The organism is Escherichia sp. XD33 (assembly GCF_019375075.1).
Lineage (GTDB): Bacteria > Pseudomonadota > Gammaproteobacteria > Enterobacterales > Enterobacteriaceae > Enterobacter > Enterobacter flexneri_A.
Genome location: NZ_JAENDM010000011.1, coordinates 21,920 through 36,746 on the forward strand (window position 1 = coordinate 21,920; position 14,827 = coordinate 36,746).

The 14,827-nt window shown below is 51.6% G+C and carries 10 protein-coding genes, 7 tRNA genes and 1 pseudogene; 14 read left to right on the forward strand and 4 right to left on the reverse strand.

The window, feature by feature from the left end; translation table 11 throughout:
• Positions 1 to 160 precede the first annotated feature (160 nt).
• Positions 161 to 319: a hypothetical protein gene (locus K0778_RS08855; protein ID WP_152914850.1), complete on the forward strand. Its 159-nt coding sequence runs from the start codon at positions 161 to 163 to the stop codon at positions 317 to 319.
• Between the two features lie 161 nt (positions 320 to 480).
• Here K0778_RS08855 and glnS read toward each other — a convergent pair whose 3' ends face one another.
• A complete protein-coding gene (gene glnS / locus K0778_RS08860) occupies positions 481 to 2,145 on the reverse strand; it encodes a glutamine--tRNA ligase (RefSeq protein WP_001287154.1) in 1,665 nt (554 codons plus the stop codon).
• 267 nt (positions 2,146 to 2,412) lie between these two features.
• On the reverse strand, positions 2,413 to 4,359 hold the full coding sequence (nagE, locus tag K0778_RS08865) for a PTS N-acetyl glucosamine transporter subunit IIABC (protein ID WP_001023104.1): 1,947 nt from the start codon (positions 4,357 to 4,359) through the stop codon (positions 2,413 to 2,415).
• A 332-nt stretch (positions 4,360 to 4,691) separates the two neighbouring features.
• On the opposite strand from nagE, the gene nagB reads away from it, so the two are divergent.
• From nagB to nagD, 4 genes are read left to right on the forward strand one after another with little or no spacing between them, the layout of a single operon-like run.
• Positions 4,692 to 5,492 (forward strand): glucosamine-6-phosphate deaminase, encoded by an 801-nt coding sequence (nagB, locus tag K0778_RS08870; protein ID WP_001237072.1) that lies wholly within the window; start codon positions 4,692 to 4,694, stop codon positions 5,490 to 5,492.
• Between the two features lie 59 nt (positions 5,493 to 5,551).
• Entirely contained in the window at positions 5,552 to 6,700 is a 1,149-nt protein-coding gene (nagA, locus tag K0778_RS08875) for an N-acetylglucosamine-6-phosphate deacetylase (protein ID WP_063084760.1), read from the forward strand.
• 8 nt (positions 6,701 to 6,708) lie between these two features.
• The gene (gene nagC / locus K0778_RS08880; protein WP_000187594.1) at positions 6,709 to 7,929 is read left to right on the forward strand and encodes a DNA-binding transcriptional regulator NagC; all 1,221 of its coding nucleotides are present in this window, start codon (positions 6,709 to 6,711) and stop codon (positions 7,927 to 7,929) included.
• Positions 7,930 to 7,976: 47 nt separating this feature from the next.
• Positions 7,977 to 8,729, forward strand: a complete 753-nt coding sequence (nagD, locus tag K0778_RS08885; RefSeq protein WP_000153129.1) for a ribonucleotide monophosphatase NagD — start codon at positions 7,977 to 7,979, stop codon at positions 8,727 to 8,729.
• Between the two features lie 50 nt (positions 8,730 to 8,779).
• Here the strand turns inward: nagD and K0778_RS28305 are convergent.
• Positions 8,780 to 8,878 (reverse strand): annotated as a pseudogene (locus K0778_RS28305) (hypothetical protein); the annotation flags it as partial.
• A gap of 247 nt (positions 8,879 to 9,125) precedes the next feature.
• Between K0778_RS28305 and asnB the strand changes: the two are divergent.
• The 8 genes from asnB (at position 9,126) to K0778_RS08925 (ending at position 11,872) form a co-directional block, all read left to right on the forward strand.
• Complete coding sequence (gene asnB / locus K0778_RS08890; protein ID WP_000337077.1) at positions 9,126 to 10,790, forward strand: asparagine synthase B; 1,665 nt, start codon at positions 9,126 to 9,128, stop codon at positions 10,788 to 10,790.
• A gap of 379 nt (positions 10,791 to 11,169) precedes the next feature.
• Positions 11,170 to 11,246, forward strand: a tRNA-Met gene (locus K0778_RS08895).
• A gap of 8 nt (positions 11,247 to 11,254) precedes the next feature.
• A tRNA-Leu gene (locus K0778_RS08900) sits at positions 11,255 to 11,339 on the forward strand.
• Between the two features lie 23 nt (positions 11,340 to 11,362).
• Positions 11,363 to 11,437 (forward strand) — tRNA-Gln (locus tag K0778_RS08905).
• A 34-nt stretch (positions 11,438 to 11,471) separates the two neighbouring features.
• A tRNA-Gln gene (locus K0778_RS08910) sits at positions 11,472 to 11,546 on the forward strand.
• 15 nt (positions 11,547 to 11,561) lie between these two features.
• Positions 11,562 to 11,638, forward strand: a tRNA-Met gene (locus K0778_RS08915).
• Positions 11,639 to 11,685: 47 nt separating this feature from the next.
• Positions 11,686 to 11,760: transfer RNA gene (locus tag K0778_RS08920), tRNA-Gln, on the forward strand.
• Between the two features lie 37 nt (positions 11,761 to 11,797).
• Positions 11,798 to 11,872: transfer RNA gene (locus K0778_RS08925), tRNA-Gln, on the forward strand.
• 153 nt (positions 11,873 to 12,025) lie between these two features.
• Here K0778_RS08925 and ubiF read toward each other — a convergent pair.
• A complete protein-coding gene (ubiF, locus tag K0778_RS08930) occupies positions 12,026 to 13,201 on the reverse strand; it encodes a 3-demethoxyubiquinol 3-hydroxylase (protein WP_000184541.1) in 1,176 nt (391 codons plus the stop codon).
• Positions 13,202 to 13,346: 145 nt separating this feature from the next.
• Between ubiF and miaB the strand changes: the two genes are divergently transcribed.
• Positions 13,347 to 14,771, forward strand: a complete 1,425-nt coding sequence (miaB, locus tag K0778_RS08935) for a tRNA (N6-isopentenyl adenosine(37)-C2)-methylthiotransferase MiaB (RefSeq protein WP_000162740.1) — start codon at positions 13,347 to 13,349, stop codon at positions 14,769 to 14,771.
• Positions 14,772 to 14,827: the final 56 nt, after the last annotated feature.

The window sequence follows — 14,827 nt, forward strand, 5'->3', positions numbered from 1 at the left end:
CAGGAACAGACTATTTTTCGCGACGCGAATTATCAATCTCTTTCTGTAACCAGAATGTAAGAACATGAGCAACCGCACATATTTTGATGATTTTTGTTACAAGGCTTAAGTTTGCGGTTGAAAGGCTTGCAGAAGAATAAAAGCGTGAATTTCCAGCAAGATGAAAGCGGTTACATTTTATTTAATTATGTTTTGTGATTTTAAATTTATTTTATGGATAAATTGCGAAGCGGAATTAATTCGCGAAGAAAAGCAGAAAAAACGCCGCAGAGCGCGGCGTTTTGGATTGTTTGCATATTTCTTGCCGGATGCGGCGTGAACGCCTTATCCGGCCTACAAAAGCACGCAAACTCAATATATTGCAGAGATCATGTAGGCCTGATAAGCGTAGCGCATCAGGCAATTTAGCGTTTGAAACTGTTTGTCTGTTCCTTGCCGGATGCGACGTAAACGCCCCATCCGGCATAGCGAAACTTAAAATTACTCGCCTACTTTCGCCCAGGTATCACGCAGCCCAACGGTGCGGTTAAATACCGGTTTTTCCGCCGTAGAATGGCGGCTATCGAGGCAGAAGTAACCTTCACGCTCAAACTGGAATGCTTTACCCGCAACCGCATCTTTCAGCGACGGTTCAGCAAAGCCCTGTTTGATCACCAGCGATTCCGGGTTAATCACCGACAGGAAATCATCCGCAGCACCTGGGTTAGGCACGCTGAACAGACGGTCATACAAACGGATTTCAACCGGCAGCGCATGTGCCGCGCTCACCCAGTGAATAACACCTTTGACTTTACGACCATCTGCCGGATCTTTGCTTAAGGTATCGGCGTCATAAGTACAGAAGATGGTGGTGATATTACCTTCGGCATCTTTCTCGACGCGTTCTGCCTTAATCACATAAGCATTACGCAGACGCACTTCTTTACCCAGCACCAGACGTTTGTACTGCTTGTTAGCTTCTTCGCGGAAATCGGCGCGATCAATCCAAATCTCACCGCTAAACGGCACCTGACGGCTGCCCATTTCCGGTTTGTTCGGATGGTTCGGCATGGTAACCATTTCGCCTTCGCCCTGATAGTTTTCGATAACCAGTTTCACCGGATCGATAACCGCCATTGCGCGCGGCGCATTTTCGTTGAGATCTTCACGGATGCAGGATTCCAGCGACGCCATCTCAATGGTGTTGTCCTGCTTGGTCACGCCGATGCGTTTGCAGAACTCACGAATAGAAGCCGCAGTGTAACCACGACGACGCAGACCGGAAATGGTCGGCATACGCGGGTCATCCCAGCCTTCAACGTGCTTGTCGGTCACCAGCAGGTTCAACTTACGCTTGGACATCACGGTGTATTCCAGATTCAGGCGCGAGAACTCATACTGGCGCGGGTGAACAGGAATCGTGATGTTGTCCAGTACCCAGTCGTACAGACGACGGTTGTCCTGGAACTCAAGCGTACACAGAGAGTGCGTAATACCTTCCAGGGCATCGCTGATGCAGTGGGTGAAGTCGTACATCGGGTAGATGCACCACTTGTTGCCAGTCTGGTGGTGTTCAGCAAATTTAATACGGTACAGCACCGGATCGCGCATCACGATAAACGGTGAAGCCATGTCGATTTTCGCACGCAGGCAGGCTTTACCTTCTTCAAAACCACCGGCACGCATTTTTTCGAACAGCGCCAGGTTCTCTTCAACGCTGCGGTCGCGGTACGGGCTGTTTTTACCCGGTTGCGTCAGGGTGCCGCGGTATTCGCGGATCTGTTCCGGCGTCAGTTCATCAACGTACGCCAGGCCTTTATTGATCAGTTCGATCGCATAGGCGTGGAGCTGATCAAAATAATCGGAGGAGTAACGGACGTTACCAGACCAGTGAAAACCTAACCACTCTACGTCGTTTTTGATCGACTCAACATACTCGATATCTTCTTTTACCGGGTTAGTGTCGTCGAAACGCAGGTTGCACTGGCCTTTATAGTCCTGGGCGATCCCGAAGTTCAGGCAGATAGATTTCGCATGGCCAATATGCAGATAGCCATTCGGCTCCGGCGGGAAACGGGTGTGTACTGTGGTGTGCTTACCACTGGCCAGATCTTCATCGATGATCTGACGGATAAAGTTAGTCGGGCGGGCTTCTGCCTCACTCATCGTGGATTCCTCAAAGCGTAAACAACGTATAACGGCGTATGATCTTATAAGCGGGACAGGCTGACAACTGTTAGTTAGTGAAAATCGAAAATCTCACTGAGATTATGGGGATGATTGATGAAAAAAAAAGCGGCAGAGAAGATCTCCACCGCTTTTGCCAGTCCTGCGTCATTGTTGGATGCGACGCTTAAGCGTCTTATCCAACCTGGACTGAGCTTTTGTAGGCCTGATAAGACGCGTCAAGCGTCGCATCAGGCATAAAGCAGATTACTTTTTGATTTCATACAGCGGTGTTTGACCCGCCACAACATGGCCCTGAGCTTTAATGATCAAGCCACTGAAATCGTCGATATTGCTGCAAACCACCGGGCTAATCATCGAGCGGGCGTTAGCGTTCAGGTAATCCAGATCCATTTCCAGAATCGGTTGCCCTGCGCTTACCTGCGCACCCTCTTCCACCAGACGTTTAAAGCCTTTACCTTCCAGCGCTACGGTGTCGATACCCATATGGACGACGATCTCCGCGCCTTTTTCGGTTTCCAGGCAGAACGCGTGGTTGGTGTTGAAGATTTTCACGATTGTCCCTGCGGCTGGTGATACGACGATTTTATCTGTCGGTTTCACCGCCACACCGTCACCCACCGCTTTGCTGGCGAATGCTTCGTCAGGAACCTGATCCAGTGCCACGACATCACCGGTAATCGGCGATACCAGCTCCGCGATAGATACCGCGTTTGGTACAGCCTGCGGTTTTGCTACAGGCGCGGCAGTTGCCGGAGTTGCTTCAGCTGACGCAGCTGCTACCGGACCGCGGGCAACGACTTTCTTCATCGCATCGCCGATGGATTCTGCTTTCGCGCCAACAATCACCTGAATAGTCTGTTTGTTCAGTTTTACTACACCAGAAGCACCCAGACGTTTACACATCGTATCGTTAACGCGGGCAGAGTCAGCCACTGTAAGGCGCAGACGGGTGATACAGGCGTCAATTGCTTTCAGGTTGTCAGTGCCGCCAACCGCAGCAATATAGTTGGTCGCCAGTTGATTGAGGCCTTCTTCAGTGTTGCTGTTGGCTTCTTCAGTAACGATCTCGTCTTCTTTATCTTCACGACCCGGCGTTTTCAGGTTGAACATGCGGATAACCAAACTGAACACCACGAAGTAGATAGCGAAGAAGACAACACCCATCACCAGCAGCATCCAGACGTTCTGGCTGGCGGCCGGCAGGTTATACATCAACGCGTAGTCGATAGCCCCCGCAGAGAAAGAGAAGCCAGCATGGATACCCAGCAGTGTTGCCACAAACAGGCTGATACCGGTCAGCAGTGCGTGCAGGAGGTACAGCAGCGGTGCAAGGAACATGAACAGGAATTCCAGCGGCTCAGTCACACCGGTCAGGAACGCAGTAACAGCAACAGAAAGCAGCATCCCGCCAACCATCGGACGACGCTCTTTCGGTGCTGCGAAGTACATCGCCAGCGCCGCACCCGGCAGACCGAACATCATAATCGGGAAGAAGCCGGACATGAACATCCCCGCGGTGCCGTCACCGGCATAGAAGCGGTTGATATCACCGTGGAAAACCGTACCCGCCGCGTTGGTGAATTCACCAATCTGGAACCAGGCGATGGTGTTCAGCACCTGATGCAGACCGGTTGGGATCAGCAGACGGTTGATGAAACCAAAGATACCGGAACCCAGCGCGCCCGCAGAAACGATCCACTCGCCTCCTGCATGGATAGCGTGCTGTACCGGCGGCCAGACGTAACCAAAAATGGCCGCCAGCACCAGGCAGAAGAAGCCGGTGGCAATCGGCACAAAGCGTTTGCCGCCGAAGAAGCTCAGGAAGTCCGGCAGTTTAATATCGGACCAACGGTTATAGGCTGCGCCACCAACCAGACCGGTAATGATACCCGCCAGTACACCCATGTTTATTTCTGGGTTGATGGTCACCATCGCTTTGGTTAACACAAAGTAACCTACCGCACCCGCCAGCGCCGCCGCACCTGCGCTGTCTTTCGACCAGCTGGATGCCACACCGATGGCGAAGATTAATGCGAGGTTATCAAAAATCGCACCGCCCGCCTGGGCAATAAACGCAACGTTAAGTAAATCTGGCTGACCGAATCGCAGCAACAGTGCCGCCACCGGCAGCACCGCGATAGGGAGCTGTAACGCCCTACCGAGTCGCTGGAAAAAACCTAAAATATTCATCTTATTCCCCCTACGAGAACCCTATTTGGCTCGTTTAAAGCCGTATTTTTATTTTGCTGCAAATTGTACTGCCGATGTTCTGTAATCAGATTGTTAGATCATCTGCTACAGAGTGTGTGAAAATTTAATTCGTATCGCAAATTAAACGCGTGTCTTTTGTGAGTTTTGTCACCAAATATCGTTATCATCACTCCCTTTTACTGGCTAAACCAGAAAACTTATTTTATCATTCAAAAAATCAGGTCGGATTGACGCCTGTCTGCGCAAATCCAGGTTACGCTTAAAGATGCCTAATCCGCCAACGGCTTACATTTTACTTATTGAGGTGAATAATGAGACTGATCCCCCTGACTACCGCTGAACAGGTCGGTAAATGGGCTGCTCGCCATATCGTCAATCGTATCAATGCGTTCAAACCGACTGCCGATCGTCCGTTTGTTCTGGGCCTGCCAACTGGCGGCACGCCAATGACCACCTATAAAGCGTTAGTCGAAATGCATAAAGCAGGCCAGGTCAGCTTTAAGCACGTTGTCACCTTCAACATGGACGAATATGTCGGTCTGCCGAAAGAGCATCCGGAAAGCTACTACAGCTTTATGCACCGTAATTTCTTCGATCACGTTGATATTCCAGCAGAAAACATCAACCTTCTCAACGGCAACGCCCCGGATATCGACGCCGAGTGCCGCCAGTATGAAGAAAAAATCCGTTCTTACGGAAAAATTCATCTGTTTATGGGCGGTGTAGGTAACGACGGTCATATTGCATTTAACGAACCGGCGTCTTCTCTGGCTTCTCGTACTCGTATCAAAACCCTGACTCATGACACTCGCGTCGCGAACTCTCGTTTCTTTGATAACGATGTCAATCAGGTGCCAAAATATGCCCTGACTGTCGGTGTTGGTACATTGCTGGATGCCGAAGAAGTGATGATTCTGGTGCTGGGTAGCCAGAAAGCACTGGCACTGCAGGCCGCCGTTGAAGGTTGCGTGAACCACATGTGGACCATCAGCTGTCTGCAACTGCATCCAAAAGCGATCATGGTATGCGATGAACCTTCCACCATGGAGCTGAAAGTTAAGACTTTAAGATATTTCAATGAATTAGAAGCAGAAAATATCAAAGGTCTGTAATTGTTATCCCTGCCCTGGCTCCTTGCTCAGGGCAATATTTTTTAAAATCGGGGGTCAGAATGTATGCATTAACCCAGGGCCGGATCTTTACCGGCCACGAATTTCTTGATGACCACGCGGTTGTTATCGCTGATGGCCTGATTAAAAGCGTCTGTCCGGTAGCGGAACTGCCGCCAGAGATCGAACAACGTTCACTGAACGGGGCCATTCTCTCCCCCGGTTTTATCGATGTGCAGTTAAACGGCTGCGGCGGCGTACAGTTTAACGACACCGCTGAAGCGGTCAGCGTGGAAACGCTGGAAATCATGCAGAACGCCAATGAGAAATCAGGCTGTACTAACTATCTGCCGACGCTTATCACCACCAGCGATGAGCTGATGAAACAGGGCGTGCGCGTTATGCGCGAGTACCTGGCAAAACATCCGAATCAGGCGTTAGGTCTGCATCTGGAAGGTCCGTGGCTGAATCTGGTAAAAAAAGGCACCCATAATCCGAATTTTGTGCGTAAGCCTGATGCCGCGCTGGTCGATTTCCTGTGTAAGAACGCCGACGTCATTACTAAAGTGACCCTGGCACCGGAAATAGTTCCTGCAGAAGTCATCAGCAAACTGGCAAATGCCGGGATTGTGGTTTCTGCCGGTCACTCCAACGCGACGTTGAAAGAAGCGAAAGCCGGTTTCCGCGCGGGGATTACCTTTGCCACCCATCTGTACAACGCGATGCCGTATATTACCGGTCGTGAACCGGGCCTGGCGGGCGCGATCCTCGACGAAGCTGACATTTATTGCGGTATTATCGCTGATGGCCTGCATGTTGATTACGCCAACATTCGTAACGCTAAACGCCTGAAAGGCGACAAACTGTGTCTGGTTACCGACGCCACCGCGCCAGCAGGTGCCAACATTGAACAGTTCATTTTTGCGGGTAAAACAATATACTACCGTAACGGACTTTGTGTGGATGAGAACGGTACGTTAAGCGGTTCATCCTTAACCATGATTGAAGGCGTGCGTAATCTGGTCGAACATTGCGGTATCGCACTGGATGAAGTGCTGCGTATGGCGACGCTCTATCCGGCGCGTGCGATTGGCGTTGAGAAACGTCTCGGCACACTCGCCGCAGGTAAAGTAGCCAACCTGACCGCATTCACACCTGATTTTAAAATCACCAAGACCATCGTTAACGGTAACGAGGTCGTAACTCAATAAGAGAAAGTATGACACCAGGCGGACAAGCTCAGATAGGTAATGTTGATCTCGTAAAACAGCTTAACAGCGCGGCGGTTTATCGCCTGATTGACCAGTACGGGCCAATCTCGCGGATTCAGATTGCCGAGCAAAGCCAGCTTGCCCCCGCCAGCGTAACCAAAATTACGCGTCAGCTTATCGAACGCGGGCTGATCAAAGAAGTTGATCAGCAGGCCTCCACCGGGGGCCGCCGCGCTATCTCTATCGTCACCGAAACCCGCAATTTCCACGCAATCGGTGTACGGCTTGGTCGTCACGACGCCACCATCACTCTGTTTGATCTCAGCAGCAAAGTGCTGGCAGAAGAACATTACCCGCTGCCGGAACGTACCCAGCAGACGCTGGAACATGCCCTGCTGAATGCCATTGCTCAGTTTATTGATAGCTACCAACGCAAGCTGCGCGAGCTGATCGCCATTTCCGTGATCCTGCCTGGACTTGTTGACCCGGACAGCGGCAAAATTCATTACATGCCGCATATTCAGGTGGAAAACTGGGGGCTGGTAGAAGCACTGGAAGAGCGTTTTAAAGTGACCTGTTTCGTTGGTCACGATATCCGTAGTCTGGCGCTGGCAGAGCACTACTTCGGTGCAAGTCAGGATTGCGAAGACTCCATTTTAGTGCGTGTCCATCGCGGAACCGGGGCCGGAATCATCTCTAACGGGCGCATTTTTATTGGCCGCAACGGCAACGTCGGTGAAATTGGCCATATTCAGGTCGAACCGCTGGGTGAACGCTGCCACTGCGGCAACTTTGGCTGCCTGGAAACTATCGCCGCCAACGCTGCCATTGAACAACGGGTGTTGAATCTGTTAAAGCAGGGCTACCAGAGCCGCGTGCCGCTGGACGACTGCACCATCAAAACGATCTGCAAAGCCGCGAACAAAGGCGATAGTCTGGCGTCGGAAGTAATTGAGTATGTCGGTCGTCATCTGGGTAAAACCATCGCCATTGCTATCAACTTATTTAATCCGCAAAAAATTGTTATTGCCGGTGAAATCACCGAAGCCGATAAAGTGCTGCTCCCTGCTATTGAAAGCTGCATTAATACCCAGGCGCTGAAGGCGTTTCGCACTAATCTGCCGGTGGTACGTTCTGAGCTGGATCACCGCTCGGCAATCGGCGCTTTTGCGCTGGTAAAACGCGCCATGCTCAACGGTATTTTGCTCCAGCATTTGCTGGAAAATTAATGTGCTTTTATAGTGGCGCTTATTGTTGTCAATATTCTGGGTAGTCCATGACCATTAAAAATGTAATTTGCGATATCGACGGCGTGCTGATGCACGATAACGTCGCCGTACCGGGTGCAGCGGAATTTTTGCACGGAATTATGGATAAAGGCCTGCCGCTGGTGTTGCTGACCAACTATCCTTCGCAGACTGGGCAAGATCTGGCGAACCGCTTTGCCACCGCAGGTGTCGATGTACCTGACAGCGTGTTTTATACCTCTGCGATGGCGACTGCCGATTTCCTGCGTCGCCAGGAAGGCAAGAAAGCGTATGTGGTGGGCGAAGGCGCACTGATTCATGAACTGTACAAAGCCGGTTTCACTATTACCGATGTGAACCCTGATTTCGTGATTGTTGGCGAAACGCGTTCCTACAACTGGGACATGATGCATAAAGCAGCCTATTTCGTCGCTAACGGTGCACGTTTTATCGCCACCAATCCGGACACCCACGGGCGCGGTTTTTATCCCGCTTGTGGCGCGTTGTGTGCAGGGATTGAGAAAATCTCCGGGCGCAAACCGTTCTATGTTGGTAAGCCCAGCCCGTGGATCATCCGCGCAGCATTAAACAAAATGCAGGCGCATTCGGAAGAAACAGTGATTGTCGGCGATAACCTGCGTACCGATATTCTGGCCGGCTTCCAGGCAGGTCTGGAGACGATTCTGGTGCTTTCTGGTGTTTCGTCGCTCGACGATATCGACAGTATGCCTTTCCGCCCCAGCTGGATTTACCCGTCAGTCGCTGAAATCGACGTTATCTGAATAGCAACCACGTCTCAGGACGTGGTTGGCTCTGATGACAAACGCCAAACTGCCTGATGCGCTACGCTTATCAGGCCTACGCAGCTCCTGCAATATATTGAATTTTCATGCTTTTGTAGGCCGGATAAGGCGTTCACGCCGCATCCGGCATGAACAAATCGCACTTTGTCAGCAATTTGGCCCCCGTAAAATATAAACATTCAATAAAACCCGCTAAAAATTATCGATTCATCAATAAATATATCCTCACACCAGACCTTTTTTCACCAATCGACAATCACCATTACGTTTTTTATTTTTTCACCGCCAAATCGCTTGCGCACAGTGCTGCTTTGCGGCATTTTTTTAAACAAGCAAACACAACAAGCAACAAATACCAGGTTAACGGAGAAGGTTATGTGTTCAATTTTTGGCGTATTCGATATCAAAACAGACGCAGTTGAGCTGCGTAAGAAAGCCCTCGAGCTGTCACGCCTGATGCGTCATCGTGGCCCGGACTGGTCCGGTATTTATGCCAGCGATAACGCCATTCTCGCCCACGAACGTCTGTCAATTGTTGACGTTAACGCGGGGGCGCAACCTCTCTACAACCAACAAAAAACTCATGTGCTGGCGGTAAACGGTGAAATCTACAACCACCAGGCACTGCGCGCCGAATATGGCGATCGTTATCAGTTCCAGACCGGATCTGACTGTGAAGTGATCCTCGCGCTGTATCAGGAAAAAGGGCCGGAATTTCTCGACGACTTGCAGGGCATGTTTGCCTTTGCCTTGTACGACAGCGAAAAAGATGCCTACCTGATTGGTCGCGACCATCTGGGGATCATCCCACTGTATATGGGCTATGACGAACACGGTCAGCTGTATGTGGCCTCAGAAATGAAAGCCCTGGTGCCAGTTTGCCGCACGATTAAAGAGTTCCCGGCGGGGAGCTATTTGTGGAGCCAGGACGGCGAAATCCGTTCTTATTATCATCGCGACTGGTTCGACTACGATGCGGTGAAAGATAACGTAACCGACAAAAACGAGCTGCGTCAGGCACTTGAAGATTCCGTTAAAAGCCATCTGATGTCTGATGTGCCTTACGGTGTGCTGCTTTCTGGTGGTCTGGATTCCTCAATTATTTCCGCTATCACCAAGAAATACGCAGCCCGTCGCGTGGAAGATCAGGAACGCTCTGAAGCCTGGTGGCCGCAGTTACACTCCTTTGCTGTAGGTCTGCCGGGTTCACCGGATCTTAAAGCAGCCCAGGAAGTGGCAAACCATCTGGGCACGGTGCATCACGAAATTCACTTCACTGTACAGGAAGGTCTGGATGCCATCCGCGACGTGATTTACCACATCGAAACTTATGATGTGACCACTATTCGCGCTTCAACACCGATGTATTTAATGTCGCGTAAGATCAAGGCGATGGGCATTAAAATGGTGCTGTCCGGTGAAGGTTCTGATGAAGTGTTCGGCGGTTATCTTTACTTCCACAAAGCACCGAATGCCAAAGAACTGCATGAAGAGACGGTGCGTAAACTGCTGGCCCTGCATATGTATGACTGCGCGCGCGCCAACAAAGCGATGTCAGCCTGGGGCGTGGAAGCACGCGTTCCGTTCCTCGACAAAAAATTCCTTGATGTGGCGATGCGTATTAACCCACAGGATAAAATGTGCGGTAACGGCAAAATGGAAAAACACATCCTGCGTGAATGTTTTGAAGCGTATCTGCCTGCAAGCGTGGCCTGGCGGCAGAAAGAGCAGTTCTCCGATGGCGTCGGTTACAGTTGGATCGACACCCTGAAAGAAGTGGCTGCGCAGCAGGTTTCTGATCAGCAACTGGAAACTGCCCGCTTCCGCTTCCCGTACAACACGCCAACCTCTAAAGAAGCGTACTTGTATCGGGAGATCTTTGAAGAACTATTCCCGCTTCCGAGCGCCGCTGAGTGCGTGCCGGGCGGTCCTTCCGTCGCTTGTTCTTCCGCTAAAGCGATCGAATGGGATGAAGCGTTCAAGAAAATGGACGATCCGTCTGGTCGCGCGGTTGGTGTTCACCAGTCGGCGTATAAGTAAGAAATGCGAAACAGCCCCGGTGAAATCCGGGGCTGTTTCAGTTATTGAGGTGCTTGTTGATTCTGATATGCAGTAAGGAAATGTTCCGGGTTTGCCACATCACTGTTTGACAACTCATCACTGTAGGCCAGTATTTCATAGATTAATTTCCCACCACTATTGTTAAATTCCGAATTTCATCCTGTATGACAAAAGAATGGCTGTAGGGTGGGAAAAAACACAAAGTAAACAATAATTGACGAATATAGCGCCACGCTGTTCGCAACCTAACCAAACAGTCACTTTCGAGCAATTTTCCTTGAAAAAGAGGTTGACGCTGCAAGGCTCTATACGCATAATGCGCCCCGCAACGCCGATAAGGTATCGCGAAAAAAAAGATGGCTACGTAGCTCAGTTGGTTAGAGCACATCACTCATAATGATGGGGTCACAGGTTCGAATCCCGTCGTAGCCACCATCTTTTTTGCGGGAGTGGCGAAATTGGTAGACGCACCAGATTTAGGTTCTGGCGCCGCAAGGTGTGCGAGTTCAAGTCTCGCCTCCCGCACCATTCACCAGAAAGCGTTGTACGGATGGGGTATCGCCAAGCGGTAAGGCACCGGTTTTTGATACCGGCATTCCCTGGTTCGAATCCAGGTACCCCAGCCATCTTCTTCGAGTAAGCGGTTCACCGCCCGGTTATTGGGGTATCGCCAAGCGGTAAGGCACCGGTTTTTGATACCGGCATTCCCTGGTTCGAATCCAGGTACCCCAGCCATCGAAGAAACAATCTGGCTACGTAGCTCAGTTGGTTAGAGCACATCACTCATAATGATGGGGTCACAGGTTCGAATCCCGTCGTAGCCACCAAATTCTGAATGTGTCGAATATGTTCGGCAAATTCAAAACCAATTTGTTGGGGTATCGCCAAGCGGTAAGGCACCGGATTCTGATTCCGGCATTCCGAGGTTCGAATCCTCGTACCCCAGCCAATTTATTCAAGACGCTTACCTTGTAAGTGCACCCAGTTGGGGTATCGCCAAGCGGTAAGGCACCGGATTCTGATTCCGGCATTCCGAGGTTCGAATCCTCGTACCCCAGCCACATTAAAAAAGCTCGCTTCGGCGAGCTTTTTGCTTTTCTGCGTTCATTCAATGTCGAATGCGATGTTGACACGTCTTATCCTTCAATGTCGGATGCGACGCTGCCGCGTCTTATCCGACCTACGGTTGGCACGCATCCGGCAATGTTGTAAGGCTACAACCCTAACGCATATTTCAGCGCCTGACGTTTCAACACGCCAGCACGCTCCGCCGCCATTAACCCGAGATTACGCATAAAACGCAGTGGTGGCAGATTATTGCTGAATCCGGCATAAAACAGATCCATACCGCTTTGCATAATGAAGTTATCCGCCATGCGCCGCATCTGGTAACGCTTGAGGACAGGATAACTGGCCCACGCTTCGCCGTAGCTGCGGGCGTTGACCAGAACATCAATCAGGGCATCGACATCACGATAACCAAGATTCACTCCCTGCCCCGCCAGCGGATGGATGGTATGCGCGGCATCGCCCACCAGCGCAAGCCCTGGCTGCACGTACTGCAACGCATGGCGACGCGTCAGCGGAAACGCACCAGCGGCAAGCGGTGTAACGTAACCCAGACGCGACGGGAAATGCTTCGCGATTTCCGCCTGGAGCTGTGCCATATTCATATTCTGCAACTGGCGAATACGCGCCGGAGAGTCATACCACACCAGCGATGCCCAGTTATCAAACAACGGCAGAAACGCACGCGGTCCGTCCGGAGTAAATTGCTGCCAGGTGCTGTCGCCGGGATCGTTCTCGCACTGGACGCTAATCAACATGCACGACTGCGCATACTGCCATGCATGAACGCCAATTCCCGCCATCTGCCGCACCTGCGAATTTGCGCCGTCGGCACCAATCACCAGCTTCGCGCGAATCACTTCACCGCCTTTCAGCTCCAGCTCCTGAAGATCATCATGGCGATGCAGCGCAATCAGCGAGCCTGGCACACGTAACGTTACTTTCGGATGCGCTTCCAGCGCCTGCCACAACGCCTGTTGCAGGACAGTGTTTTCCACCATATAGCCAAGCAGCGGTAGCTTAAGTTCAGCGGCGTCAAACACCACATGCGCCGTTTCCCACTCCCACGTTTCCAGTCTGCGGTAAGGATGGCAACGCATAGCCTGTACTGCATCCCAGACCCCTAACCCTTTAAGCAATGATACCGAAGCCGCGCTGATCGCCGAGATCCGCACGTCCGGTTGGCTATCAGCGACAAACGGCGCTGGTTCTGCGTGCTCGATCACCGTTACCGCAAATCCGTGCTGTGCCAGCCCCAGCGCCAGTGCGCCGCCGACCATTCCTCCGCCGACAATGGCAATTTCCGTTGGTTGATTTGTCATGGTCAATCATCCTGTTAGCAATATGCTTTAAGTTTACAGGATTTTTACCCCTAAGGGCTGATAACGCTCATACTGGTCACAACGGCAGCAAAGCATTACACTATGCGCCCTGCATTCCTGGCTACTATTTCGCAAGAGCAAGTCGATGACCAAAAAACTCCATATTAAAACCTGGGGCTGTCAGATGAACGAGTACGATTCATCGAAGATGGCCGATCTGCTGGATGCCACCCACGGCTATCAACTGACCGACGTGGCGGAAGAAGCGGATGTGCTGCTGCTGAACACCTGCTCAATCCGCGAGAAGGCTCAGGAAAAAGTCTTCCATCAGTTGGGTCGCTGGAAACTGTTAAAAGAGAAGAATCCAGACCTGATTATCGGCGTCGGTGGCTGCGTGGCATCGCAAGAAGGCGAGCACATTCGCCAGCGCGCCCACTATGTCGATATTATTTTTGGGCCGCAAACGCTGCACCGTCTGCCGGAGATGATCAACTCCGTGCGCGGCGACCGCAGCCCGGTGGTAGATATCAGCTTCCCGGAAATCGAGAAGTTTGACCGTCTGCCGGAACCGCGCGCCGAAGGGCCGACCGCGTTTGTCTCCATCATGGAAGGCTGCAATAAATATTGCACCTACTGCGTGGTGCCTTACACCCGTGGTGAAGAGGTAAGCCGTCCGTCCGACGATATTCTGTTTGAGATTGCCCAGCTTGCGGCTCAGGGCGTGCGTGAAGTCAACCTGCTCGGTCAGAACGTGAACGCCTGGCGTGGTGAAAACTACGACGGCACCACCGGATCGTTTGCCGATCTGCTGCGTCTGGTTGCTGCGATCGACGGGATCGATCGTATTCGCTTTACCACCAGCCATCCGATCGAATTCACCGACGATATCATCGAAGTGTATCGCGACACGCCGGAGCTGGTGAGCTTCCTGCATCTGCCGGTACAGAGCGGTTCCGATCGCATTCTGAACCTGATGGGCCGTACCCATACGGCGCTGGAGTACAAAGCGATCATCCGTAAACTGCGTGCGGCGCGTCCAGATATTCAGATCAGTTCTGATTTCATCGTTGGCTTCCCTGGCGAAACCACCGAAGACTTCGAGAAAACGATGAAGCTGATTGCCGACGTCAATTTCGACATGAGCTACAGCTTTATCTTCTCTGCACGTCCGGGTACACCAGCCGCCGATATGGTTGATGATGTTCCGGAAGAAGAGAAGAAGCAGCGTCTGTATATTCTGCAAGAGCGCATTAATCAGCAAGCGATGGCGTGGAGTCGCCGGATGCTCGGCACCACCCAGCGTATTCTGGTAGAAGGTACATCGCGTAAGAGCATCATGGAGCTTTCCGGGCGTACGGAAAATAACCGCGTGGTCAACTTCGAAGGCACGCCGGATATGATCGGTAAATTCGTCGATGTAGAAATTACCGACGTCTACCCGAACTCTCTGCGCGGTAAAGTGGTGCGTACTGAAGATGAAATGGGTCTGCGCGTGGCAGAAACACCGGAATCAGTGATTGCCCGTACCCGCAAAGAAAACGACCTTGGCGTGGGTTATTATCAGCCGTAATTCTCAGGCCTGCCGTTCCGGTGGGCCTTGTTTTTTCTCTCTTTATCCCCATCTTT